The sequence below is a fragment of the Aquibium sp. ELW1220 genome (genome assembly GCF_030398385.1).
GTDB lineage: Bacteria > Pseudomonadota > Alphaproteobacteria > Rhizobiales > Rhizobiaceae > Aquibium.
The window spans coordinates 25,447-48,498 of sequence record NZ_JAOAOQ010000009.1; the positions used below are offsets into that span (position 1 = coordinate 25,447).

The window sequence follows — 23,052 nt, forward strand, 5'->3', positions numbered from 1 at the left end:
CGTGCTGGCGATGACCAACGCCGTGCTGGCCGTCCCGTTCGTCCTGGCGGGCGAGCAGGATTTCTTCCACCTGCCGCGGGTGGAAGACGTGCGGCTGCAATCGATCGAACGTGAAGAGAGGGAGACGGAGTGGCCGTTCAGCGTCGAGCGCGGAACGCTGGCCTGCGGCTGGGCGGGAGGCCAGAAGATAGCCCTGTTCATCGAAGAAGAGCCGGATGACGGGGATTCCCCTGGTGGCGGTACCTCACAACCGCGCCGGCTGCTGCTGTCGGTGAATCCCTTCGACCTGGCGGTGCAGAATATCGGCTTTCGCGATCTCTTCGCGCCCTTCGACAGTATCGAAGAGCTCATCCGCCGCGTCGCGCCCTATGTCACCACTGCGCGGAGGCTCTGCGACCAGCCGCCCGGTACCCGTCTCGGCCATGGCGAACTCTGAAGAGCGGACAAGACCATGCTCCTGATCCACTGCCCCTATTGCGGCGAAGAACGGCCGGAACTCGAATTCAGGCACGCCGGCGAGGCCCACATCGCGCGTTCGGCCAACATCACCGAAACCAGCGATGAGGATTTCGAAGCCTTCCTCTACCTTCGCACCAATACGAAGGGGCTCGTCTACGAACGCTGGCGGCACGTGCATGGCTGCGGTCGCTTTTTCAACGCGGTGCGCGATTCTGTGACCGACCGCTTCTTCACCACCTACAGAGCGGGCCAGCCGAAGCCCGACCCGGCGCGCTTCGCCAAGGCGGTGGCGGCAGTCGAGCCGCTGGTCGCCGAGCCTGCAACGCCTGTGGTCGCTGCCCAGCCGAAGCCCGCCGCACCCGCGAGAGCACCCCGCAAGACGACAACGCAGCCGGCCGTCGAGGACACGACCGTTGCCACGCCGGACGCGGACGCGGCGACCGCATCCGAGGAGACGAGGCGGTCCGCACGTCGGGCCAAGTCGGCCGCCATGCCGGAAGCCGCCTCGGCTGTCGTCGAGGAAAAGCCGCAACGCAAGACGTCGGCGACGTCGAAAACCGCGGAGCCGACGGCAAAGGCGCCTGCCGGCAAGGCCAGGAAGGCTGCCGGGGCGGCGAAGGCGGAAAATCCGTCCGACGCCCTCGCGCCGGAGAAGCGGGACGAGGCCGGCAAGCTCAAGCCGGCACCGAAGCGGACGCGCACTGCTCCAGTGAAGAAGGGTGAGGCCTGATGGCCGAGACGCATCGTATCGCAGGCACCGGGCGTCTCGCCGGTGCGAAACCGGTCCGCTTCACCTTCGACGGCGAGCCCCATGCCGGGCGCGAAGGCGACACGCTGGCCTCCGCGCTGCTGGCCAACGGGGTGCATCTCGTCGGCCGCTCGTTCAAGTACCACCGTCCGCGCGGCATTCTTTCGGCCGGGGCAGAGGAACCGAACGCGCTCGTCGGCATCCACCGCGACGCCGCGCGCAGGACGCCCAACGTGCGCGCCACGGTTCAGGAACTCTACGACGGGCTGACGGCTGTGTCGCAGAACCGCTGGCCTTCGCTCGCCTTCGACATCGGTGCGGTCAACGACCTCGCCTCGCCGTTCTTCTCGGCCGGCTTCTACTACAAGACGTTCATGTGGCCGAAGGCCGCGTGGGCGAAGCTCTATGAGCCGAATATCCGCTCTGCGGCGGGCCTCGGCGTGGCGCCCGACAAGCCCGACCCTGACCACTATTCCTCGCGCTTCGCCCACTGCGACGTGCTGGTGGTCGGCGGGGGGGCCGCCGGTCTCGCCGCCGCGCTCTCGGCCGCCGAAAGCGGCGCGCGCGTCATCCTGTGCGACGAACAGGCCGGCTTCGGCGGCGCCATGCGCTATGAGAGCGGCGCCCGGATCGACGGGCTCGACGGCTGGGACTGGACCCAGGCGGTAGCGCGGCGGTTGTCGGAGATGGACGGCGTGACGCTGCTCGCCCGCACCACCGCCTTCGGTTACTACGCCCAGAACTTCGTCGGCCTCGTCGAGCGCGTGACCGAGCATATGGCCGAGCCAGGCGACCTGCCGCGCGAGCGCCTGTGGCAGGTGCGGGCGAAGCGGGTCATCCTCGCCACCGGCTCGATCGAGCGGCACATGGTGTTCGCAGGCAACGACCGCCCGGGCATCATGCTCGCATCGGCGGCGCGGACCTACCTGAACCACTACGGCGTCTCGGTGGGCCGTACGGTCGGCGTCTACACGGCCAACGAATCCGCCTATCGTGGCGCGATAGACCTGAAGAAGGCAGGCGTCGATGTCCGTGTCATCGTCGACCTTCGCGACAATCCCACGGGTCCCGCCATCGATGAAGCCAAGGGGCTCGGCATAGAGGTGCTGCCCGGCCGGGCGGTGACGTCCGTGGGTGGCTCCTTGCGGGTCAAGTCGATCACGGTGCAGCCCAAGACCGGGGAGGGCACCGGCCGACTGATCCCCGTGGACGCGCTGCTGATGTCGGCCGGCTGGACGCCCAGCGTGCACCTCTTTTCGCAGTCGCGCGGCAAGGTGGCGTTCGAGCCCGGCACCCAGCGCTTCGTTCCCGGCACCTATGCGCAAGACTGCGCAAGCGTGGGATCGTGCAACGGCACCGACGATCTCGCTGCGGCGGTCCGCGAGGCGGTGGCGGCGGGCGAGCGCGCGGCGAAAGCCGCCGGCCGCTCCGGCGGCGCGCGTCCTGCGATCAGGGTGGAGGCCAGCGAGGGCTGGTCGGCCGGTATGGTCGGCGCTGCCCCCGGTGCCGGAAAGGGCACGAAGGTGAAGGCCTTCGTCGATTTCCAGAACGACGTTACCGCGAAGGACATCCGCCAGGCGGTGAAGGAAGGCATGCGCTCGATCGAGCACGTCAAGCGCTTCACCACCAACGGCATGGCGACGGACCAGGGCAAGACCTCCAACCTGCACGGGCTCGCCATCGCGGCCGAGATGCTGGGCAAGGACATTCCCGAGGTCGGTCTCACGACGTTCCGAGCACCCTACACGCCTGTGACCTACGGTGCGATCGTCAACCATGCGCGCGGCGAACTGTTCGATCCGACGCGCAGGACGCCGATCCATGGCTGGGAGGAACGGCATGGAGCGGTGTTCGAGGACGTCGGGCAATGGAAGCGCGCCTGGTACTATCCGCAGGCTGGCGAGGACATGCACGCGGCGGTGAACCGCGAGTGCCGCACGGTGCGTCAGGCCGCCGGCCTGTTCGATGCCTCGACACTCGGCAAGATCGAGGTGGTCGGCCCGGATGCCGCCGCCTTCATGGAACTCCTCTACACCAATCCCTGGCAGAAGCTGGAACCCGGCCGCTGCCGCTACGGCATCATGCTGCGCGAGGATGGCTTCATCTACGACGACGGCGTGGTGGGACGGCTCGCGCATGACCGGTTCCACGTCACGACGACGACGGGCGGCGCGGCGCGGGTCCTCAACCACATGGAGGACTACCTGCAGACCGAGTTCCCGGACCTTTCGGTCTGGCTGACCTCCGCCTCCGAGCAGTGGGCCGTAATTGCGGTGCAGGGCCCGAAGTCGCGCGACATCATCGCGCCGCTGGTCGAGGGTATCGACCTGTCGGACGGCGCCATGCCGCACATGTCGGTGCGCGAGGGAAAAATCTGCGGCGTGCCGACGCGGCTGTTCCGCATGTCGTTCACCGGCGAGCGCGGCTTCGAGGTCAACGTGCCGGCCGACTTCGGCGAAGCCGTCTGGGAAGCGCTGTGGGCCGAGGGCCGGAAGCACGGCGCCTGCGCCTACGGAACCGAGGCCATGCACGTGCTGCGTGCCGAGAAGGGCTACATCATCGTCGGCCAGGACACCGATGGGACGGTGACGCCGGACGACGCGGGTCTCGACTGGGCGGTGGGCAAGAGGAAGCCGGACTTCGTCGGCATCCGCGGGCTCAGGCGTCCCGATCTCGTGGCGCCCGGCCGCCGCCAACTCGTGGGATTGCGCACGAAGGATCCGAAGACCGTGCTGGAGGAGGGGGCGCAGATCGTCGCCGACCCGAAGCAGCCGGTTCCGATGACGATGATCGGCCACGTCACGTCCTCCTACTGGTCGGAGAATTGCGGCCATTCGATCGCGCTCGCGGTGATCGAGGGTGGCCGCGCCCGGATGGGCCAGACACTTTTCGTGCCGATGCCGTCGACGACGATCGAGGTCGAGGTCTGCGACACCGTCTTCTTCGACCAGAAGGGAGAAAGGCTCCATGGCTGAGATCGCTCTCGCTGCTCGCCGGCAGAAGCACGCCGGCCGCAAGGCGTCGGCCGGCAGCGCGACGCTGACCGCCGCAGCGCCGGCCTCACGGCTCGTCCTGCGAGCGCCTGACCTGTCGCTGGCCTCGCTGTCACGCGCGCTGGACGTGACGCTGCCGACCGCGCCGAAGAGTTCGGCCGCCTCGGATGGACTGCGCCGCGGCGCGCTCTGGCTCGGTCCAGACGAATGGCTGGTGATCGACGAGGATGGAGCAGACCTTGAAGCCCTCTGCGCCGGCGCGGCGTCGCTTCACTCTGCGGTCGACGTGTCCCACCGCAACCTGGCAATCCTCGTCGAAGGCCCGGGAGCCGCAGCCTGCCTCAACGCGGGCTGTCCGCAGGATCTTTCGCTCCGCGCTTTTCCGGTCGGCGCCTGCTCGCGCACGGTGCTCGGCAAGATCGAGGTGGTTCTGCTCAGGACTGCCGAGACGGCGTTCCGCGTCGAGGTCTGGCGCTCCTTCTCGGACTATGCGTGGGATTTCCTGGAGGAGGCGGCGCGGGACAGCTGAGTTCTGTCGATCCCGACAATCTTCGGCATCCCACTAACGCGTCCTTCATAACCGTTCGCTAATATGCCGCCTCGGGTTCGGAGGATGCGGTGCTGGCGACGCTGAAGGACATGTCACCGCGGAGAAGGCGAACGCTCGCCCGCTGGACAGCGTTCGGCACCTTCGGCTGCATCCTGTTCGCACAGACCGCCAACTGGCTCCTGTTCCGCAACCTCGGCCAGCCGGCGCTCGGCCTTGCGATCTTCAGCGGCACCATCATCCCGCTCATGCTCGCCGGGCCGCTGTTCTTTTACCTGTCGCTCAAACTGCGGGAACTCGCCATCGCCAACCACAGGCTCGTGACCGCTGCCACGACCGATTCGCTCACGGCCTGTCTCAACCGCGGCGCCTTCGCGGCGCATGTCGAGGCGACCCTGGCCGACGCGCGCGTATCGGAGGATCGACGTGCGGGGGCGCTGATGGTCATCGACGCCGACCAGTTCAAGCGAATCAACGATCGATTCGGGCACGGCAACGGCGACGAGGCGCTGCGGCTGATGGCCTCGGCGATCCGCTCGGCCATCCGCAGCCAGGACGCCGTCGGTCGCCTGGGAGGAGAGGAGTTCGCCGTGTACCTGGCGGGGCCTTGCGATGCGGGTGCCATAGCCGGCCGGATCCGCAGGGCGGTGGAGACGGTGCGTTTCCGGCCAGACGGCACGCCTTGGCCGCTGACGGCCAGCATCGGCTGCGTCTTCTTCGACGCTCCGAAGCCGTTCAGCGAGCTCTATCGCATCGCCGACGATCTGCTCTACCAGGCAAAGCGCTCCGGCCGGAACCGCGTCGTCATAGCGGCGGCGGAGTCCGCAGTTGACCCCGCGCCCCACGTCGCCGCCGGGTAACGGCCCGGGCGCCGCTCGCCGTCAAGCTCTCAAAGAGCCGTTATGCCGCCATCCACCGCGAGCGCGTGGCCGTTCATGAAGGAGTTCTTCGGATCGGCGGCAAAGAGGATGGCTTCGACGATCTCGTCGACTTCTGCCACCCGCTTCATCGGCACGCCGCGCGTCAGTTCGTCGAGCGCCTCGGCCTCGCCCCGGCCGGAGATCTGGACGAAGGCGTCGACCATGGCGGTGCGGGCGAAGGACGGACAGACCGCGTTGACGCGGATGCCGCGCGAGGCATACTCCGCGGCACCCGACCGGGTCAGCCCGACGACGCCGTGCTTGGCGGCGGCGTAGACAGACAGCTTCGGCGCGCCGGCGAGGCCCGCCACCGAGGCGATATTGACGATCGTGCCGCCCTTGCCGTCCGCCTTGTACTGTCTCTCCATCGCCAGCAGCTGGTGCTTCATGGCGAAGAAGACGCCGAGAAGGTCGATGTCGAAGATGCGGCGGGCCTCCTCGGCCGTGAGCTGCGCCAGCTTGACGAAACTCTGCGCGATGCCGGCGTTGTTGATGGCGATGTCGAGCCTGCCGAAGCGCTCGACTGCGAGCGCGACGAGGTCGCGCGACAGGGCCTCGTCCGATACGTCGCCGGCCAGCGTCGCCACGGGTGCCGACAGGCCGGCGGCCATGCGTTCGAGGCGCGCCTGGTCCATGTCCGACAGGACGAGGCTCGCGCCTTCCGCGGCCATCCGCTCCGCCGTGCGGCTGCCGAAGCCACCGCAGGCGCCGGTGATGATGACGACCTGATCCGAAAACCGTCCCATGGACTACTCCCCCGTCTCGATGCGCCGGACGGCGAGCCCGGCCAGCAGTTTCACCGCCTCGCCATAGGTGCGGGCCTTCTCCGGGTTGGACGCGTTGCCGTCCAGCGCGCGCTTGTAGACGCCCTGGCAGATGGCGGCGAGGCGGAAGAAGGAGAAGGCGAGATAGAAGGTCCAGTCGCCTATGCCGTCGATGCCGCGGCGACGGCAGTAGGCGGCGACGTACTCCTCCTCGGTCGGCAGGCCGATCGCCTTGCGGTCGATGCCGCCCAGGCCGCGGAAGCCGGAGGCATGCGGCAGGCGCCACTGCATGCACTGGTAGGCCAGGTCGGAATAGGGATGCCCCAGCGTCGAGAGCTCCCAGTCGAGCACGGCGACGACCTTCGCCTCGTCCCTGGCGAAGATCATGTTGTCGAGCCGGTAGTCGCCGTGTACCAGGCCGACGATCCCGTCGTCAGGCGGCTGGTTGGCCTCCAGCCATGCCATCAGGGTTTCCATGTCGGGAACCGTTCCGGTCTCGGAGGCGCGGTACTGCCCGCCCCAGCGGCCGATCTGACGCTCGAAATAGTTGCCGGGCCGACCGTAGTCGGCAAGGCCCGCCGCCTCGACGTCGACCGAGTGGAGCGCTGCCAGCGTCGCATTCATCGCGTCGTACATCGCGCCGCGCTCGGCCGGATCGGCCACGTCCGGCAGGGCCGGATCCCACAGGATGCGGCCGTCCACGAAGGCCATGACGTAGAACATGCGGCCGATCGGCGAGGCCTCCTCCGACAGGTGAAGCACCTCCGGTACCGGAAATCCGGTTGCTCCGAGCGCCTTGATGACACGGAACTCGCGGTCGACCTGGTGGGCGGATTTGAGGAGCTGGCCCGGTGGCTTGGCGCGCAGCACGTAGTCGCCGCTGCCGGCGCTCAGACGGTAAGTCGGGTTCGACTGGCCGGACTTGAACTTCTCGATGGCGCGCAGGCCGCAGAAGCCGGGCACGTTCGCCTCGAGGTAGGGGCCCAGCGCAGCTGGATCGAGCGCATTGGGATCGCTCATGACGTCTCCTCCTGACGCGGTAGCTGGGTCAGCGTGAGCCAGCGCGCGGTGAGCGCGGGCTTCCTGGAGCCCTCGATCTCGATCGTCACGTCGTGTGCCACCTCGATCCAGCCCGAGGGCCGGACGTTTGCCTTGACCAGCATGAAGCGGGCGCGCACGCGGGCGCCGGACTTGACGGGCGCCTTGAAGCGGATTTCGTCGAAGCCGTAGTTGATGCCGACGGTTGCGCCTTCGAGCGGTGGAATGGTCTCGTAGGCCAGCGTAGAGAGCAGCGACAGCGACAGAAAGCCATGCGCGATCGTGCCGCCGAAAGGCGTCTCGCGGGCGGCTCTATCGGGATCCACGTGGATGAACTGGTGATCGTCGGTCGCGTCGGCGAAGCGGTCGATCATCGTCTGATTGACGGTGCGCCAGGGCGAGACGCCTATCTCGGTCCCGACGGCCGCCAGGAGATCGTCCGTGGTGATCGACTGCTTCGTGTTTTCCATGGGGTGGATGTCAATCCAGGTCCTTGAACAGCGACATGCCGTGCTGCACCGACTGGCCGCCGTCGAGCGGCAGGATCGCCCCCGTGACGTAGCTGCCGGCACGGCTGCACAGATAGAGCGTCGCGCCGGCGATGTCATCCGGCCGGCCGATGCGGCCGAGCGGCACGCGGCTGCCGACCTTGGCGGCCTTCTCGTCCGTGCCGGTGGCAAACGCGGTCATGCGGCTCTGGAAGGGGCCGGGCGCGAAGGCGTTGACGGTGATGTGCCGGCCGGCGAGTTCGCCGGCGAGCGTCTTCGTCAGGTGGTGAACTGCGGCCTTCGATGCCGTGTAGGAATAGGCGCCGTCGGCGATCGGCTGGGTGCCCATGACAGAGCCGAGATTGATGATGCGGGCCGGGTCCTCGTGGGTGCCGGCGGCGTCGAGCAGCGGCAGCAGGTCGCGCGTCAGGTGGAACAGGCCGGTGACATTGACGTCGAGCACGCGCGACCAGGCCTTGTAGGGGAAGGTGTCGAGCGGTTCCCCCCAGGAGAGGCCGGCATTGTTGATCAGGATGTCAAGCCTGCCGGTACGCGCCTTGACCTCGCCGGCCAGCGCCGAGACGCCTGCCTCGGACGACACGTCGCCGGCGAAGCCGTCGGCCCTGCCGGCTCCGAGCGCGTTCAGCTCGGCTGCGATCTTCGCGCATTCGGCGCCGCGGCGCGAAGCGATCATCACGTTGGCGCCGGCCCTCACCAGCGCCTCGGCAGCCATCAGGCCTATGCCGCTGGCCGCACCGGTGATCAGTGCCGTCTTGCCGGCAACGGAAAACAGATCCTCGAGATAAGACATCGTTCCTCCCCGTCCGCGGCCTTTTTGCGCTGCCGCGTTGACAACATACCGGGTAGTATGTTCATCATCGGCCTGTCAGTAAAGAGCCCAAACGGCGAAAGCCGGAAAAACAGGCCGGGCTCGACGACGGGAGGTTTCAACGAGCATGGCGCTGGGCGTCAGGGAGCATGTTGCCGACAGTTCGCGCATCGACATCCTGCGCGCGGCGGCCAGCTGTTTCATGGAGCGGGGCTATACCGCGACCTCGATCGACGACGTCGCGCGGCGGCTGGGCGCAACCAAGGGCCGCATCTACCACCACTTTCCGTCGAAGGCCGATCTGTTCGCGGAAGTGTTTCGCTATGGCATGGACATCAATTTCGAGGCGCTGGCGCCTTATCGCGGCATGGCAGGGCCGGCCCTCGTGCGCTGGCGTCGCATGGCCAAGGCCCATGTGCTGCAGATGATCGACACCAAGCCGTTCCAGCGCGCCGTCTGGCTCGGTGTCGAGATGCATCTGCGCGGGGCGACCACGCCGGAACAGCGCACCGTGTTCAACGAGCTGATCGCCTATCGCGACCGCTATGGCGCGCAGTTCCGGGAGACGCTGCTGCAGGCGCGCGAGGAAGGCGCCTTCCGGTTCGACAGCCCGAGCATCGCGAGCCAGCTGATGTTCATGACGCTGAATTCGCCGATCTTCTGGTACTCGCCTCGGACCGGCGAGACACGCGCGGACATCGAAGCCATCGCCGACCAGGTCGTCGACTACGCCCAGGGCGGGCTGTGCAAGGAGCAAGGGACGCTGAAATGACGGACATGAACCTCGGTATGACCGAACGCCTGAAGCCGATCCACGAGAAAGTGGCGCGGATGGTGCGGGAGGAGATCATCCCGCTCGACGAGGAGTTCCTGGCCGAGATCGGCAAGGCGGGCGACCGCTTCGTCTATACGCAAAAGCAGACCGACATCCTGGAGGGCCTCAAGGCGAAGGCGCGGGAACGCGGCCTGTGGAACTTCTGGCTGACGGATTCGGAACGCGGCTACGGCCTTACGACGGTCGAATACGCCTATCTCGCGGAGGAAATGGGCAAGTCGCACTTGGCGGCTGAGGTGTTCAACTGTTCCGCGCCCGACACCGGCAACATGGAGGTTTTCGAGCGCTACGGCACGCAGGCGCAGAAGGACGAGTGGCTCTCGCAACTGCTGGACGGCAAGATCCGTTCGGCCTTCCTGATGACGGAGCCGGACGTGGCCTCCTCCGACGCCACCAACATTTCGATGTCCTGCGTGCGCGACGGCGACCATTACGTCATGAACGGCGAGAAATGGTGGTCCTCCGGCGCCGGCGATCCGCGCTGCAAGATCTACATCGTCATGGTGAAGACCGGCGGCGAGGACGACCCCAAGCATCGTCGCCATTCGATGGTGCTCGTGCCGGCCGGCACGCCGGGCGTCACCATGCTGCGCGCCATGCAGGTCTATGGCGACGACGACGCACCGCACGGCCACATGCATGTGCGCTTCGAGAACGTGCGCGTACCGGTCGAGAACCTGCTCCTGCGCGAGGGTGCAGGATTCGAGATCGCGCAGGGTCGGCTCGGACCCGGCCGCATCCACCACTGCATGCGCGCCGTCGGCCAGGCCGAGCGGGCGCTGGAGCTGATGTGCCAGCGGGCGATGCGCCGCGAGGCCTTCGGCCAGCCGCTGGCCAAGCTCGGCGCCAATTACGACATCATCGCCAACTGCCGCATGGAAATCGAGATGGCGCGGTTGCTGTGCCTGAAGGCAGCCTGGATGATGGATCGGGGCGATGCCAAGGCCGCCGCGCCCTGGATCAGCCAGATCAAGGTGGTCGCGCCGCAGGTGGCGCTCAAGGTCACCGACGAGGCGGTGCAGATGTTCGGAGCCCAGGGCATCAGCCAGGACACGCCGCTGGCGCGCAGCTGGACGCATCTGCGCACGCTGCGGTTCGCCGACGGTCCCGATGCCGTGCATCGCCGCCAGGTGGCGCGCCAGGAACTGAAGAAGTACACGCAGGAAAAGGTATGAGCGCATGAAGGCGATCGTCGCCCGCGACTACGGTCCGCTCGAGAACCTCGCCTATGCCGACTGGCCCGAGCCGGAGGCGAAGGGGCGCATGGTGGTGATCCAGGCGGAAGCCATCGGGGTCAATTTCCCCGATGGCCTGCTGGTGCAGGGCCTCTACCAGATGAAGCCGCCAGTCCCCTTCGTGCCGGGCATGGAAGTGGCCGGCCGGGTGATTGCCGTCGGCGACGAAGTCCGTTCGGTCAAGGTGGGCGACCGCGTCGCCGCGCTCGGCAATCTCGGCGGCTATGCCGAGATGGTGGCGGCGCCCGAGGGCAGCGTGATGCCGCTTCCCGATGGGGTGACGGCCGCTGACGCCTGTGCGCTGCTCTGCGGCTACGGCACCTCGCATTACGCGCTCAAGCAGCGGGGGCAGATCAAGCCGGGCGAGACGCTCTGCGTGCTCGGTGCGGGCGGTCTCACAGGTACGGCCGCGATCCAGATCGGCAAGGCGATGGGCGCCCGCGTCATCGGTGTCGCCTCGTCGAAGGAGAAGCGCGACATCGCCAGCGAGGCCGGTGCGGACGAGGTCCTCGGCTACGACAACCTCAAGGATGCGCTGAAGGAGGCGACGGGTGGCAAGGGCGTCGACGTCGGCTACGACCCGGTCGGCGGCGAGAGCTTCGATGCTTTGTCGCGCTCCATGGGCTGGGGTGGGCGGCTGCTCGTCATCGGCTTCGCATCCGGAACGATCCCGAAATTCCCGGTCAACCTGGCGCTCGTCAAGGGCTTCAGCGTCGTCGGCGTTTTCTGGGGCGATTTCACCCGGCGCGAGCCGGCCGTCTATGCCGACAACATGCGCGAGCTGATCGGCTGGTACATGGCCGGAAAGGTGAAGCCGGTCATCGAGGGCGAATATCCGCTCGCGGATGCCGCAGCCGTGCTGACGCGGGTACTGAACCGCGGTTCAGCGGGCAAGATCATCCTGAAGCCATGAAGGGAACGACAGCCTTGACCATCCCCGAGACGATGAAGGCGCTGCTGCTCGCCGACGACGGCTATTCGACCGAGCGGTCGGACGCCCGGCTCGATTCCATGGGAGCCTACGTGCATGTGGGCGAGATCGGCGTGCCGAAGCCGGGGCCTTCGCAGGTGCTGGTGAAGGTCAGCCTCGCCTCGATCAACCCGTCCGACGTCATGTTCGTGAAGGGGCTATACGGCCAGCCGCGGCGCAAGGGGCAACCGGCCGGCTTCGAAGGCGTCGGCATCGTTGCGGCCGCGGGCGACAGTCCTGAGGCGCAGCGCCTCGTCGGCCAGCGCGTGGCCTTCGCCACCGGGCTTTCCAACTGGGGCTCGTGGGCCGAGTACGCGATTTCCGAGGCGGCTGCCTGCATTCCCATCATGGACGGGGTGAAGGATGCCGACGCGGCGGCCATGATCGTCAATCCGCTCACCGCACTCGCCATGTTCGGCATCGCCAAGGAAGAGGGGGAGAAGGCCTTCGTGCTGACGGCGGCGGCGAGCCAGCTCTGCAAGCTGATAATGGGCGTCGCGCGGGACGAGGGCTATCGGCCGATCGCCATCGTGCGGCGCGACGACCAGATCGAGATGCTGAAGCAGGCAGGCGCGGCGCACGTGCTCAACGAGACGGCGCCGGACTTCGCTGCCAGGCTGCAGGAGGTGATGCGGGCCGAGCAGCCGCGCATCTTCCTCGACGCCGTGACCGGCCCGCTTGCCGGCCAGATCTTCAACGCGATGCCCAAGGGCGCGCGCTGGATCGTCTATGGCCGGCTCGACACCGCCATGACCCCGATCCCCGAACCGGGCCAGTTGATCTTCATGCGCAAGCGGATCGAGGGTTTCTGGCTGACCGAGTGGATGCGGAAGTCGTCGCTCGAAACCAAGATCGCCACGATCCGCGAAGCGCAGATGCGCTTTGCAGATGGACGCTGGGCGACGGACGTCAATGCCATCGTGCCGCTGGAGGAAGCGATCGCGAGGGTGCCTGCCGAACACGCGAAGCCGAACGGCAAGGTGTTCATACGGCCGTAACGTCACCGGATGGTTCGCTTGCGGGAACAGGCAACCCATCTGTAGTGTGGAGGAAAGCGCGGCGACAGACCGCGCCGATATGGGAGGAGCAGCGTCTTGGACGTTCTGCAACTATTGGTCAGCGGCCTCGCGAATGGCTGCGTCTATGGCCTGATCGCGCTCGGCTTCGTGCTGATCTACAAGGCGACGGAGGCTGTGAACTTCGCCCAGGGCGATTTCATGATGCTGGGCGCCTTCATCACGCTCGGCCTCACGAACGAGCAGTTCTGGGGTCTGCCGTTCTGGGTGTCGGTGCCGATCGCCATCCTTTGCATGGGTGCCTTCGGATATCTGCTCGACATGCTGGTCCTGCGCCGGATGTTCGGCCAGAGCCAGGTTGCCGTCGTCATCCTGACGATCGCGCTCGGTTTCGTGCTGCGCTTCGCGGCCGGCGTCATCTGGGGCCACCAGCCGGTCTCGCTGGAATCGCCGATCGCCGGCAAGGACGTGCGTTTCGGTGGGCTGGTGCTCGGGCTGGACGAGGTGACGATCATCGTCGTCACCGTCCTCCTCACGGTGCTGCTCTACTTCTACTTCAACCGCACGAAGCTCGGCGTCGCCATGCAGGCGGCGTCTCAGAACCAGCTTGCCGCCTACTACATGGGCATCCCGGTCAAGCGCATCCATTCGCTCATCTGGGCTTTGGCGGGCGCGGTAGCAGCCGTGGCGGGCATCCTGTTCGCCTCCAAGGGCTCGATCGACCCGTCGATCGGCCTGCTCGGAATCAAGGCCTTCGCGGCGGCGGTGATCGGCGGCTTCGGCTCGCTGCCAGGGGCCCTGCTCGGCGGCATTATCGTCGGGCTGATCGAACCCTTTGCATCCTACTACATCGCGGCCGGCTACTCGCAGATCATGCCGTACCTGTTGCTCTTCCTCATTCTCGTCTTCAGGCCGCACGGCATCCTTGCCCAGGTTCACCGGAAGAAGGTCTGAGATCATGCGGACAGTCTTCAAGACCTCCTACGACGCCGACATCAACTATTTCCGCCACGGCGCGCAGGCTGCCTGGTACATGCTGCTGCTGGTGCTTGCGCTCTGCCTGCCGTTCCTGATGGGAACCTTCTGGATCGGCGAGATGACCAACATGCTGATCTGGGCCATCGCCGGCATGGGACTGATGATCCTGGTCGGCCAGACCGGCCAGGCGAGCCTCGGCCACGCCGCCTTCCTGGCGATCGGCTGCTATGCCAACGTGCTGCTGCAGGAGAAGCTGGGCGTACCCTTCCTCCTTTCATTCCCGCTCGCCGGCGTGATCGCAGGTCTGGCGGGAGCATTGATCGCGATGCCGATGACCAAGCTGCACGGCATCTACCTCGCCATCGGCACGCTGGCGATCTCGATCCTGACCGACGACCTGATCGTGATCGCCGAGCCGCTGACCAATGGCGTGGTGGGCCTGTTTGCCCCGACCATCGACATCTTCGGCCTCCAGTTCGACCGCTATGCGACGCCGGACCGCTTCTACTGGCTGGTGCTGTTCGTGGCAGTCGTCATCATCCTCGTCTATCGCAACATCCTGCGCTCGCCGCTCGGCCGCGCATTCGCCGCGGTGCGCGACTCGGAGGTCTCGGCGCAGGCGATGGGGGTGAACGTTGCCCGCACGAAGGCGCTGTCCTTCGGCATCTCCACCGCGATCACCGGCCTCGCCGGAGCGCTGATGGGGCACTTCGCCGGGATCTTCAACAACGAGACCTTCAACATCATCATCTCGATCCAGCTGCTCCTGATGATCGTCATCGGTGGGCTGGGGTCGATCCACGGTGCCTTCTTCGGGGCGATCGTGGTGGCGCTGCTGCCGCAGGCCATCGCGATCTCGCGCGACCTCGTCTCCGGCTTCGTCGGCGGCGGCACTGTGGCGATCCCGGGCCTCGAATCGGCGATCTTCGGCGCCCTCCTGATCGGGTTCATCCTGTTCGAGCCGATGGGCATCTACGGGCGCTGGCTCAAGATACGCACCTATTTCGAACTGTTCCCATTCTACCGGAAGGACATGTTCCGCCGCCAGAAGAGCTACCTGAAGACGGAGCGCATGCGATGAGCCTGCTCGAAATCGACAATGTCACGTTGCGCTTCGGCGGCGTGGTGGCCGTCAACAAGGTGTCCTTCTCGGTGGAGGAGGGCGAGGTCTTTGCGCTGGTCGGCCCCAACGGCGCGGGGAAGTCGACGCTGTTCAACCTCATCAGCCGTATCTACGACCCGGTCGAGGGCGACATCCGCTTCGACGGCGAAAGCCTGCTGAAGCATCCTCCGCACGACATCGCCAAGCTCGGCATCGCGCGCACCTTCCAGAACATCGAGCTGTTCGAGCAGGCGACGGTGCTGCAGAACCTGCTGGTCGGGCGCCATCGCCACCGCAAGTCGAACTTCCTCACCGAACTCCTGTTCACGCCGGGCGTGCGGGAAGGGGAGCGCCGCCACCGCGCCGCGGTCGAGAAGGTGATCGATTTCCTGGAACTCCAGGCCTACCGCGACAAGTACATCGCCGGCCTGCCCTACGGGGTGCGCAAGGTGGTGGAGATGGGCCGAGCGCTGGCGATCGAGCCTCGCCTGCTGCTGCTGGACGAACCAGCCTCGGGTCTTTCGGTCGAGGAGACGCAGGACGTCGCGTTCTGGATCGAGGACATCAAGAAGCAGATGGGCGTGACGGTGCTGATGGTGGAGCACGACATGCACCTGGTGTCGGCTGTGTCGGACCGGGTGCTGGCGCTGGCCGACGGCAAGGTGCTGTCGCTCGGCACGGCGCAGGAGGTGCAGAGCGATCCGAAGGTCATTGAGGCCTATATCGGCGGGTCCGACGCGCAGGAAAGGGAGGTCGCCTGATGAACGCGCTCACCGACATCGCCGCCCGTCCGGCCGCCGCGCCCGAGAAGGCTGTCGTGCTCTCGGTCCGCAACCTCGAGAGCTACTACGGCCCGATCATGGCGATCCGCGGCTGCAGCCTCGAAGTGCGGGAAGGGCAGATCGTCACCGTGCTCGGCGCCAACGGTGCGGGCAAGACCACGTTGATGAAGACCATCTCCGGCGTCATGGACCCGGAGAAGGGCCAGATCATGTATGGCGGCGAGAACATCGCCGGCGCTGCCCCCGACAAGGTGGTGCGCAAGGGCATCGTCCACGTGCCGGAGGGCCGCGAGGTGTTTCCGCTGCTGACGGTGGAGGAGAACCTGCGCATGGGCGCCTTCGTGCGCAACGATGCCGATGGCGTGCGCAAGGACGAGGAGATGGTGTTCTCCTACTTCCCCATTCTGGCGGAGCGGCGGCGGCAGGCCGCCGGCACGCTGTCGGGCGGCCAGCAGCAGATGCTGGCGATCGGGCGCGGGCTGATGGCGCGGCCGAAGCTGATGCTGCTCGACGAGCCGAGCCTCGGCCTCTCGCCGCTGCTGGTGAAGGAGATCTTCCAGATCATCCGCCGGCTCAACCGCGAGCAGGGCGTGACCATGATGCTGGTCGAGCAGAATGCCAAGGTGGCGCTCGAGGTGGCCGACTACGGCTACGTGATGGAACTCGGCCGCATCGTCATGGCCGACGACGCCAAACGGCTGCTGCAATCGAAGGATATCCAGGAGTTCTACCTGGGGGTCCAGTCGGAGGAGTCGCAGCGCGGCCAGAAGCGCTGGAAACAGAAGAAGACCTGGCGATAGCCGGCGACGGCAAGGGATAGGGAGGAGACCTGGATGACCATCGCCGAGAGACTGCCGCAGATGCAGACGGTGCGCGGCTTTTCCTTCAATGCCGAACTGGAAGGGCCCGGGCCGTTCTACTTCGATGGCTGCGACACGCTGGCGAAGCTGTTCCGGCAGCGCTGCCAGGAATTGAAGACGAAGGTCGCGCACCGCGAGAAGGACTACGGCATCTGGCTGTCCTACACGTGGACCGACTTCTACGAACACGCACGCCTGATCGGTCTCGGGCTGGTCGCGCTGGGGCTGAAGCGCGGCGAGGTCGTGTCGATCCTGTCCGAAGACAACAAGGAGTGGATCTACACCGATCTCGGCGTGCAGTCGGTCGGTGGCATCTCGTCGGGCGTCTACACGACGGATTCGGCAAAACAGCTTGCCTACCTGGTCAACGATTCCGACAGCCGGTTCCTCTTCGTCGAGAACGACGAGCAGCTCGACAAGTACCTGTCGGTCAAGGACCAGATGCCTGGGCTGGCGAAGGTCATCGTCTACGACCGCGAGGGGCTGCACGACTTTTCCGACGACAAGGTGATCTTCCTCGACGATCTCTACCGGGTCGGCCGCGACTTCCTGAAGGCCAATCCCAACCGGTTCGACGAGGAAATCGCGAAGTCGGATCCCAAGGACACGGCGATCCTCGTCTACACCTCCGGCACCACCGGGCCGCCGAAGGGCGCGATGATCAGCCACCAGAACATCATCGTGTCGATCATCGGCTCGGTGCTGACGCTGCCGGTCGAGGATACCGACGAACAGCTCTGCTTCTTGCCTCTCTGCCACATCCTGGAGCGGCTGATCAGCGTCTTCACGCCGATCGGGCTGCGATCGACGGTGAACTTCGCGGAGAGCCCGGAAACGGTGTTCGACAACGTCCGCGAAGTCTCGCCACACGTCTTTACCGCGGTGCCGCGCGTCTGGGAAAAGATCTATTCGCGCGTCACCATCATGGCCAACGAGGCGACGGGAATCGGCAAGTGGGCCTACAGGCGCGCGCTCGCCGCCGGCCGCTCGCGCGCCGAGGCGCTGGAGAACGGCGATCCGGTGCCGGTCGGAACCAGGCTCGCGTACGCCTTCTGGGACTTCATGGTGCTGAAGAACCTGCGCCGCATGCTCGGCTTCGAGCGGCTGCGCCGCGGAACGACGGGGGCAGCGCCGATTTCGCCCGACCTGTTGCGCTGGTACAAGTCGGTCGGCATCACGGTGCTCGAGGGCTACGGCATGACCGAGAGTTCCGGCGTCATCTCGGTCAATCTGATCGAGACCTACAAGACCGGCAGCGTCGGTCCGGTGGTGCCGGGCGGGCAGGTTCGCATCGCCCCGGACGGCGAGATCCAGTACAAGGGCGGCAACGTCTTCAAGGGCTACTGGAACAAGCCGGAGAAGACCGCCGAGACGATCAGCGAGGACGGCTGGCTGAAGACGGGCGACGTCGGCAAGATCGACAACCAGGGCTTCGTCACCGTCACCGGCCGCGTCAAGGACATCATCATCACCGCGGGCGGCAAGAACATCACGCCCGCCGAGATCGAGAACCGACTCAAGTTCTCGCCCTACATCTCCGATGCGGTCGTGATCGGCGACAAGCGCAAGTTCCTGTCGTGCCTGATCATGATCGACCAGGAGAACGTCGAGAAATTCGCGCAGGAGCGCCGGGTTCCGTTCAACGACTTCCGCTCGCTCTGCGCGGCGCAGGAGGTGCGCGACCTGATCGGCGGCGTCGTCGCCGAGACCAACAGCGAGTTCGCTCGCGTCGAACAGATCAAGGACTTTCGCCTCATTGATGTGCTGCTCACCGCGGAGGACGATGAGCTGACGGCCACGATGAAGCTGAAGAGGAGTTTCGTCGAACAGAAACACAAGAAGCTGATCGACGATATGTATGGCCAGAGCGGCCATGCCGGGAACTGAACAACCAGGAGGAGACTGAAATCATGAAGTCCATCATCGGAAAGAGCGTGCTCGCCATGGGCCTTGCGGCCGGCATGGCCTCGGCCGCGCACGCCACGCAGGGCGTGACCGACACCGAGATCGTCATCGGCTCGAATGGCGATCTGTCGGGCATCTTCGCCGCCTTCAACGTCGGAGCCATCAAGGCCGCGCAGCAGGTCTTCGAGGAAGTCAATGCGGCAGGCGGCATCCACGGCCGCAAGATCCGTTTCGTGGTGGAGGACCACGGCTATCAGGTGCCGAAGGCGGTGCAGAACTTCAACAAGCTGGTCAATTCCGACCAGGTCTTCGCGATGATCCTGAACCTCGGGACGCCGCACAACATCGCCGGCTTCCCGATCATGGCTTCCAAGCAGGTCGCCAATGTCGGTCCGCTGACGGCGGCGCGCCAGATGCTCGAGGGCGACATCGCCTTCAAGTATGCCGGCTTCTCGTCCTATTACGACCAGCTGCGCGCCGGCGTGAAGCTGCTCGCGGAGGAGAAGGGCGCCAAGGAAGTCTGCGCCATGTACATCCCGTCGGACTTCGGCAAGGAGATCGAGGAAGGCGCCAAGGAACAGGCCGAGGCCATGGGCCTGACCTGGGCGGCCGAGACCACGCACAAGCCCGACGAGCAGGACTTCGTGGGCTCGATCCAGAAGCTGAAGGAGGCGGGCTGCGACATCGTCGCCACCGCGCTCGGCGTGCGCCAGACCATCGTCGCCTTCGGCACGGCCAAGAAGCTCGGCTGGACGGACGTGTCGTTCATCGGCTCGTCGGCGGGCTTCAACACCGCCGTCGCCAAGGTGCCGGAAGGCGTGACCGAGGGTTACTACGCCGCCGCCGGCTGGTCGGACTACGAGAACCGTCTCGACACTCCGGCCGTGAAGGAATGGGCCGACAAGTTCCAGGCCTTTGCCGGGCAGCCGGCCGACACGGCCGCCCAGCTCGGCTACAGCGCAGCCGATACTCTGGTGAAGGCGCTCGAGGCGGCTGGCAAGGACCTGACCTCGGACAGCTTCCGCACGGCGATGGAAGGCCTGCAGTACGATGACGTCGTCAACGACGTGCCGGTCAACTACGGCGCCGACCACCAGGGCGGCGACCTGATCGTCATCTCCAAGGTGGATGGCGGCAAGTGGGTCGAGGTCGGCCGCGTGGACCCGACCAAGTCGAACTGATCGATCGAAACTGACGAACAGGAGGCCGGCGGAGCGATCCGCCGGCCTCTTCTCGTTCCAGTCAATGCCAGGCTGTACGGCCGGTTATGCGACGGGACTTGCGCCCGCGCCGCCGCGATGGTTTAGGAACGCGTCCGTTCGCAGTTGCGAAGGGCGTCAGCCCCCGGAAACCAGGTTCCATCCGCATGATTCGTCTTGAAAGCATCGGCAAGCAGAACGGCAAGCAGATCGTCTTCATCGAGGCGTCGGCGGCGATCCAGCGCGGCGAGAAGGTCGGGCTCGTCGGTCCTAACGGTGCCGGCAAGTCCACGCTGTTTCGCATGATGACGGGCGAGGAACTGCCTGACGAAGGCCAGGTCTCGGTCGATCGCGGCGTGCGCATCGGCTATTTCAACCAGGATGTCGGCGACATGTCTGGTCGAAGCGCGGTCGTCGAGGTCATGGACGGCGTTGGTCCCGTCAGCGTGCTGGCAGCCGAGATGGCCGAACTCGAGGCCGCCATGGGCGATCCGGAGCAGGCCGACCGCATGGACGAGATCATCGAGCGCTATGGCGAGGTGCAGGCCAAGTACGACGAACTGGATGGCTATGCGCTCGACGGTCGTGCACGCGAGGTGCTGGGCGGGCTCGGCTTCAGCGACGAAATGATGAACGGCGATGTCGGAAAGCTGTCCGGCGGCTGGAAGATGCGCGTGGCGCTCGCGAAGATCCTGCTGATGCGGCCGGATGTGATGCTGCTCGACGAGCCTTCGAACCATCTCGACATCGAAAGCCTGATCTGGCTCGAATCCTTCCTCAAGGGCTTCGACGGCGCATTGGTGATGACCTCGCACGACCGCGCGTTCATGAACCGGATCGTGTCGAAGATCATCGAGATCGACGGCGGCACGCTCACCTCCTATTCGGGCGACTACGAGTTCTATCGGCAGCAGCGGGCTCTGGCCGAAGTGCAGCAGCAGGCGCAGTTCGAGCGCCAGCAGGCGATGCTGGCCAAGGAGATCGCCTTCATCGAGCGCTTCAAGGCGCGCGCCAGCCACGCGGCCCAGGTGCAGAGCCGGGTGAAGAAGCTCGACAAGATCGACCGGGTCGAGCCGCCGAAGCGGCAGCAGACGGTGCGGTTCGAGTTCCAGCCGGCGCCGCGCTCGGGCGAGGATGTCGCGACGCTGAAGAGCGTCCACAAGAGCTACGGCTCGCGCCGCATCTACGAAGGCCTCGACTTCCAGGTCCGCCGCGGCGAACGCTGGTGCGTCATGGGCGTTAACGGCGCCGGCAAGTCGACGCTGCTCAAGCTGGTCGCCGGCGCTGCAGAACCCGACGATGGCACGGTCGCGCGCGGCCCGAGTGTGAAGATGGGCTATTTTGCCCAGCACGCGATGGAACTGCTCGACGGGGAGGCGACCATCCTGGAGTGGCTGGAGGATTCGTTTCCGCAGGCCGGCCAGGCGCCGCTCCGGGCGCTCGCGGGCTGCTTCGGCTTCACCGGCGACGAGATCGAAAAGAAGTGCCGGGTGCTGTCGGGCGGCGAGAAGGTGCGGCTGGTCATGGCCCGGATGCTGTTCGACCCGCCGAACTTCCTCGTGCTCGACGAGCCGACAAACCACCTCGACATCGCCACCAAGCAGATGCTGATCGAGGCGCTGGCGCGATACGAGGGCGCGATGCTGTTCGTCAGCCACGACCGGCACTTCCTCGCCGCCCTGTCGAACCGGGTGCTGGAGCTGACGCCGGACGGCATGCAAGCCTATGGCGGCGGGTATGTCGAGTATGTCGAGCGGACAGGCCAGGAAGCGCCTGGTTTGAGAACCTGACAGCCGGGACAGGCGGGGCTTGCCGGCCGCCGTCGCATCCTCATTCCAGCCGATAGGCACCGCGGATCATGCGGATGAGTGCCTGCTCGATCCGGTCCCAGTTCGCCGGATCGCTTGAGGCGAGACCGGCTACGTTGCGGGCGTTTTGCTCCGCCAGCGCCACATAGCTGACGGCGCCGATAATCAGTGCATTGAGTCCCGGAGCATCGATGCCAGCCGGCGGGACGAGGTCGCCGCGAACGCGCTGTGACCACTCCACCATCGCCCGTGAGCGTGCCCGTATCAGCGGCTGGACAGCGCCGGCGGTGTCTGCGAGCTCCCACAACAAGGACTGGCGCGCCAGCGGCTCCGTTCGCATCACCCGCAGGAGCCGAAGCGCCAGCTGTTCGACCATCTCCGGGTAGGAGGAGGGCGCAACGCCCGGCGCTTCGTCGGTGAGACGCTGCACCCACCACGCCGCGATCCTTTCGCCGAGCGCGGCAAGCAGGCCGTCCAGCCCATCGAAATAGCGATAGATCAACTGCTTGTCCACGCGGGCTGCGCGAGCCACGGCGTTGATGCCGAGCGCTGCTGGCCCCTTCTCGACGAGAATCTGCCGCGCAGCTTCGACGATCCGATCTTCGGTCGCGGCTCGATCTCGCGGTGTTGCTGCTTTGCCCTCAGTCATCTCGACTTCCACTGCATCCAAGGGTGATAGGCAATGCGCGCGCGTCCGGCAAGACTGGTATCACCGAAAGGTGACTTGTAATGTCACCGATCGGTGACTAACACAGCAGTGCACCAGTCAACGGCAGTGCTGCGCGCCCCCGACGCGTCTCCGCAGCCTTGCGACCGAAACCGTAGCGGAACCGTCAGATGACCCAGCGATCTCCCTTCATCGGCCTCAGCGCCATCGGCATGGCGATAGGATTCAACCTGCCGTACCTCGCTCTTGCGCAAAGCTATGACTATCCTGCCGTGTTGCGCCGCCCCGCGGGCGAAGCACTGACGCTGTTCAGCGAAGGCGGAGCCGTGCTCATCCTGACGTGGCACGCCTTCGCATGGGCTGCCCTCCTGTTCGTCCCTCTGTCCCTCGGCCTCGCCCTGACGGCGGAGAACCGCGGGGCTTCCGAGCGGCTCTCGATCGCAGCCGCATTGACCGGCGCCTTGTCGGGCGTGACCCAGTCGATAGGGCTATGGCGATGGGTCTTCGTCGTGCCGGACCTGGCGCGAGAATACTCCGCTTCCTCGGCGGATGCGGCGGCGCGCGCTGCCGCGGCGCACAGCTTTGGTGTGCTCAACGCCTATGGAGGCGTCGCGATCGGGGAGCATCTTGGCCAGTGGCTCCTGGTCTTCTTCATGCTGAGCCTGTCGGCGCTGCAATGGCGCCGAGGTCTGAGAGCGGCGCCCGCAATCGGCTTCCTCGCGGCGATGGCGATCGCCACGGGCACGAACGAGGGAATAGCGATTGCGCTCGGCCGCGCCGGGGACGTGTTCTCGCTTTTTACCATCGGCGGATTTCTCGGCCTCACGGTATGGCTGATCGCGACCGGACTTGTCCATCTTCGTCCCGAACGCGCCGGACAGGAAGCGGCGAGACGCCGTTGAACCGCGT

21 protein-coding genes and 1 pseudogene are annotated in these 23,052 nt (G+C 66.2%); 17 read left to right on the forward strand and 5 right to left on the reverse strand.

Translation table 11 applies throughout. The annotated features are described in order from the left end of the window. The first annotated feature begins 10 nt into the window (after nt 1-10). From N1F91_RS10635 to N1F91_RS10655, 5 genes and pseudogenes are all read left to right on the forward strand, one after another. Nucleotides 11-436, forward strand: a complete 426-nt coding sequence (locus N1F91_RS10635; RefSeq protein WP_289992212.1) for a hypothetical protein — start codon at nt 11-13, stop codon at nt 434-436. Nucleotides 437-451: 15 nt separating this feature from the next. Next, nucleotides 452-724: pseudogene (locus N1F91_RS10640) on the forward strand (sarcosine oxidase subunit delta); the annotation flags it as partial. Nucleotides 725-1,188: 464 nt separating this feature from the next. Next, a complete protein-coding gene (locus N1F91_RS10645; protein ID WP_289991995.1) occupies nt 1,189-4,182 on the forward strand; it encodes a sarcosine oxidase subunit alpha in 2,994 nt (997 codons plus the stop codon). Continuing rightward, the gene (locus tag N1F91_RS10650) at nt 4,175-4,729 is read left to right on the forward strand and encodes a sarcosine oxidase subunit gamma (protein ID WP_289991996.1); all 555 of its coding nucleotides are present in this window, start codon (nt 4,175-4,177) and stop codon (nt 4,727-4,729) included. Before N1F91_RS10645 ends, N1F91_RS10650 begins: the two co-directional genes overlap by 8 nt. Nucleotides 4,730-4,818: 89 nt before the next feature. Then, entirely contained in the window at nt 4,819-5,607 is a 789-nt protein-coding gene (locus N1F91_RS10655; RefSeq protein WP_289991997.1) for a GGDEF domain-containing protein, read from the forward strand. A gap of 29 nt (nt 5,608-5,636) precedes the next feature. Here N1F91_RS10655 and N1F91_RS10660 read toward each other — a convergent pair whose 3' ends face one another. Genes N1F91_RS10660 through N1F91_RS10675 form a run of 4 tightly spaced genes read right to left on the reverse strand, consistent with a single transcriptional unit; the run spans nt 5,637 to nt 8,768 of the window. Next, nucleotides 5,637-6,413: an SDR family oxidoreductase gene (locus N1F91_RS10660; RefSeq protein ID WP_289991998.1), complete on the reverse strand. Its 777-nt coding sequence runs from the start codon at nt 6,411-6,413 to the stop codon at nt 5,637-5,639. A 3-nt stretch (nt 6,414-6,416) separates the two neighbouring features. After that, complete coding sequence (locus N1F91_RS10665) at nt 6,417-7,451, reverse strand: phosphotransferase family protein (RefSeq protein WP_289991999.1); 1,035 nt, start codon at nt 7,449-7,451, stop codon at nt 6,417-6,419. Next, nucleotides 7,448-7,939 (reverse strand): MaoC family dehydratase, encoded by a 492-nt coding sequence (locus N1F91_RS10670; protein WP_289992000.1) that lies wholly within the window; start codon nt 7,937-7,939, stop codon nt 7,448-7,450. Before N1F91_RS10670 ends, N1F91_RS10665 begins: the two co-directional genes overlap by 4 nt. A gap of 10 nt (nt 7,940-7,949) precedes the next feature. Then, the gene (locus N1F91_RS10675; RefSeq protein ID WP_289992001.1) at nt 7,950-8,768 is read right to left on the reverse strand and encodes an SDR family oxidoreductase; all 819 of its coding nucleotides are present in this window, start codon (nt 8,766-8,768) and stop codon (nt 7,950-7,952) included. 145 nt (nt 8,769-8,913) lie between these two features. Here N1F91_RS10675 and N1F91_RS10680 point away from each other — a divergent pair, with 145 nt between their 5' ends. The 11 genes from N1F91_RS10680 to N1F91_RS10730 all read left to right on the forward strand — a co-directional run bounded on the left by N1F91_RS10680 (nt 8,914) and on the right by N1F91_RS10730 (nt 21,458). Continuing rightward, nucleotides 8,914-9,558, forward strand: a complete 645-nt coding sequence (locus N1F91_RS10680) for a TetR/AcrR family transcriptional regulator (protein WP_289992002.1) — start codon at nt 8,914-8,916, stop codon at nt 9,556-9,558. Next, nucleotides 9,555-10,796, forward strand: coding sequence for an acyl-CoA dehydrogenase family protein (locus N1F91_RS10685; RefSeq protein ID WP_289992003.1), 1,242 nt, complete (start codon nt 9,555-9,557; stop codon nt 10,794-10,796). The genes N1F91_RS10680 and N1F91_RS10685 overlap by 4 nt, the downstream gene beginning before the upstream one ends. Before the next feature lie 4 nt (nt 10,797-10,800). Beyond that, complete coding sequence (locus tag N1F91_RS10690; protein WP_289992004.1) at nt 10,801-11,769, forward strand: NADPH:quinone oxidoreductase family protein; 969 nt, start codon at nt 10,801-10,803, stop codon at nt 11,767-11,769. Between the two features lie 14 nt (nt 11,770-11,783). After that, nucleotides 11,784-12,824, forward strand: a complete 1,041-nt coding sequence (locus tag N1F91_RS10695) for a zinc-binding dehydrogenase (RefSeq protein ID WP_289992005.1) — start codon at nt 11,784-11,786, stop codon at nt 12,822-12,824. A gap of 96 nt (nt 12,825-12,920) precedes the next feature. Continuing rightward, a complete protein-coding gene (locus tag N1F91_RS10700; protein WP_289992006.1) occupies nt 12,921-13,796 on the forward strand; it encodes a branched-chain amino acid ABC transporter permease in 876 nt (291 codons plus the stop codon). Between the two features lie 4 nt (nt 13,797-13,800). Then, a complete protein-coding gene (locus tag N1F91_RS10705; protein WP_289992007.1) occupies nt 13,801-14,901 on the forward strand; it encodes a branched-chain amino acid ABC transporter permease in 1,101 nt (366 codons plus the stop codon). Then, nucleotides 14,898-15,683: an ABC transporter ATP-binding protein gene (locus N1F91_RS10710; protein ID WP_289992010.1), complete on the forward strand. Its 786-nt coding sequence runs from the start codon at nt 14,898-14,900 to the stop codon at nt 15,681-15,683. Before N1F91_RS10705 ends, N1F91_RS10710 begins: the two co-directional genes overlap by 4 nt. Then, nucleotides 15,683-16,504 carry an ABC transporter ATP-binding protein gene (locus N1F91_RS10715; protein WP_289992012.1) on the forward strand — a complete coding sequence of 274 codons (822 nt, stop codon included), beginning with the start codon at nt 15,683-15,685 and terminating at the stop codon, nt 16,502-16,504. Before N1F91_RS10710 ends, N1F91_RS10715 begins: the two co-directional genes overlap by 1 nt. A 33-nt stretch (nt 16,505-16,537) precedes the next feature. Then, nucleotides 16,538-18,451: a long-chain fatty acid--CoA ligase gene (locus N1F91_RS10720; RefSeq protein WP_289992014.1), complete on the forward strand. Its 1,914-nt coding sequence runs from the start codon at nt 16,538-16,540 to the stop codon at nt 18,449-18,451. A gap of 23 nt (nt 18,452-18,474) precedes the next feature. After that, entirely contained in the window at nt 18,475-19,650 is a 1,176-nt protein-coding gene (locus N1F91_RS10725; RefSeq protein ID WP_289992016.1) for an ABC transporter substrate-binding protein, read from the forward strand. A gap of 185 nt (nt 19,651-19,835) precedes the next feature. Beyond that, nucleotides 19,836-21,458 carry an ABC-F family ATP-binding cassette domain-containing protein gene (locus N1F91_RS10730; RefSeq protein ID WP_289992018.1) on the forward strand — a complete coding sequence of 541 codons (1,623 nt, stop codon included), beginning with the start codon at nt 19,836-19,838 and terminating at the stop codon, nt 21,456-21,458. A gap of 40 nt (nt 21,459-21,498) precedes the next feature. On the opposite strand, the gene N1F91_RS10735 is transcribed toward N1F91_RS10730, so the two are convergent. After that, entirely contained in the window at nt 21,499-22,125 is a 627-nt protein-coding gene (locus N1F91_RS10735; protein WP_289992020.1) for a TetR/AcrR family transcriptional regulator, read from the reverse strand. Nucleotides 22,126-22,313: 188 nt separating this feature from the next. On the opposite strand from N1F91_RS10735, the gene N1F91_RS10740 reads away from it, so the two are divergent. Then, the gene (locus tag N1F91_RS10740; protein ID WP_289992022.1) at nt 22,314-23,045 is read left to right on the forward strand and encodes a DUF4386 family protein; all 732 of its coding nucleotides are present in this window, start codon (nt 22,314-22,316) and stop codon (nt 23,043-23,045) included. The last annotated feature ends 7 nt before the right edge of the window (nt 23,046-23,052 follow it).

Coding starts and splice junctions, on each gene's coding strand:
- N1F91_RS10635 (WP_289992212.1), top strand. CDS start 11: ATGACCAACGCCGTGCTGGCCGTCCCGTTCGTCCTGGCGGGCGAGCAG.
- N1F91_RS10645 (WP_289991995.1), top strand. CDS start 1,189: ATGGCCGAGACGCATCGTATCGCAGGCACCGGGCGTCTCGCCGGTGCG.
- N1F91_RS10650 (WP_289991996.1), top strand. CDS start 4,175: ATGGCTGAGATCGCTCTCGCTGCTCGCCGGCAGAAGCACGCCGGCCGC.
- N1F91_RS10660 (WP_289991998.1), bottom strand. CDS start 6,413: ATGGGACGGTTTTCGGATCAGGTCGTCATCATCACCGGCGCCTGCGGT.
- N1F91_RS10665 (WP_289991999.1), bottom strand. CDS start 7,451: ATGAGCGATCCCAATGCGCTCGATCCAGCTGCGCTGGGCCCCTACCTC.
- N1F91_RS10670 (WP_289992000.1), bottom strand. CDS start 7,939: ATGGAAAACACGAAGCAGTCGATCACCACGGACGATCTCCTGGCGGCC.
- N1F91_RS10675 (WP_289992001.1), bottom strand. CDS start 8,768: ATGTCTTATCTCGAGGATCTGTTTTCCGTTGCCGGCAAGACGGCACTG.
- N1F91_RS10680 (WP_289992002.1), top strand. CDS start 8,914: ATGGCGCTGGGCGTCAGGGAGCATGTTGCCGACAGTTCGCGCATCGAC.
- N1F91_RS10685 (WP_289992003.1), top strand. CDS start 9,555: ATGACGGACATGAACCTCGGTATGACCGAACGCCTGAAGCCGATCCAC.
- N1F91_RS10690 (WP_289992004.1), top strand. CDS start 10,801: ATGAAGGCGATCGTCGCCCGCGACTACGGTCCGCTCGAGAACCTCGCC.
- N1F91_RS10705 (WP_289992007.1), top strand. CDS start 13,801: ATGCGGACAGTCTTCAAGACCTCCTACGACGCCGACATCAACTATTTC.
- N1F91_RS10710 (WP_289992010.1), top strand. CDS start 14,898: ATGAGCCTGCTCGAAATCGACAATGTCACGTTGCGCTTCGGCGGCGTG.
- N1F91_RS10715 (WP_289992012.1), top strand. CDS start 15,683: ATGAACGCGCTCACCGACATCGCCGCCCGTCCGGCCGCCGCGCCCGAG.
- N1F91_RS10720 (WP_289992014.1), top strand. CDS start 16,538: ATGACCATCGCCGAGAGACTGCCGCAGATGCAGACGGTGCGCGGCTTT.
- N1F91_RS10725 (WP_289992016.1), top strand. CDS start 18,475: ATGAAGTCCATCATCGGAAAGAGCGTGCTCGCCATGGGCCTTGCGGCC.
- N1F91_RS10730 (WP_289992018.1), top strand. CDS start 19,836: ATGATTCGTCTTGAAAGCATCGGCAAGCAGAACGGCAAGCAGATCGTC.
- N1F91_RS10735 (WP_289992020.1), bottom strand. CDS start 22,125: ATGACTGAGGGCAAAGCAGCAACACCGCGAGATCGAGCCGCGACCGAA.
- N1F91_RS10740 (WP_289992022.1), top strand. CDS start 22,314: ATGACCCAGCGATCTCCCTTCATCGGCCTCAGCGCCATCGGCATGGCG.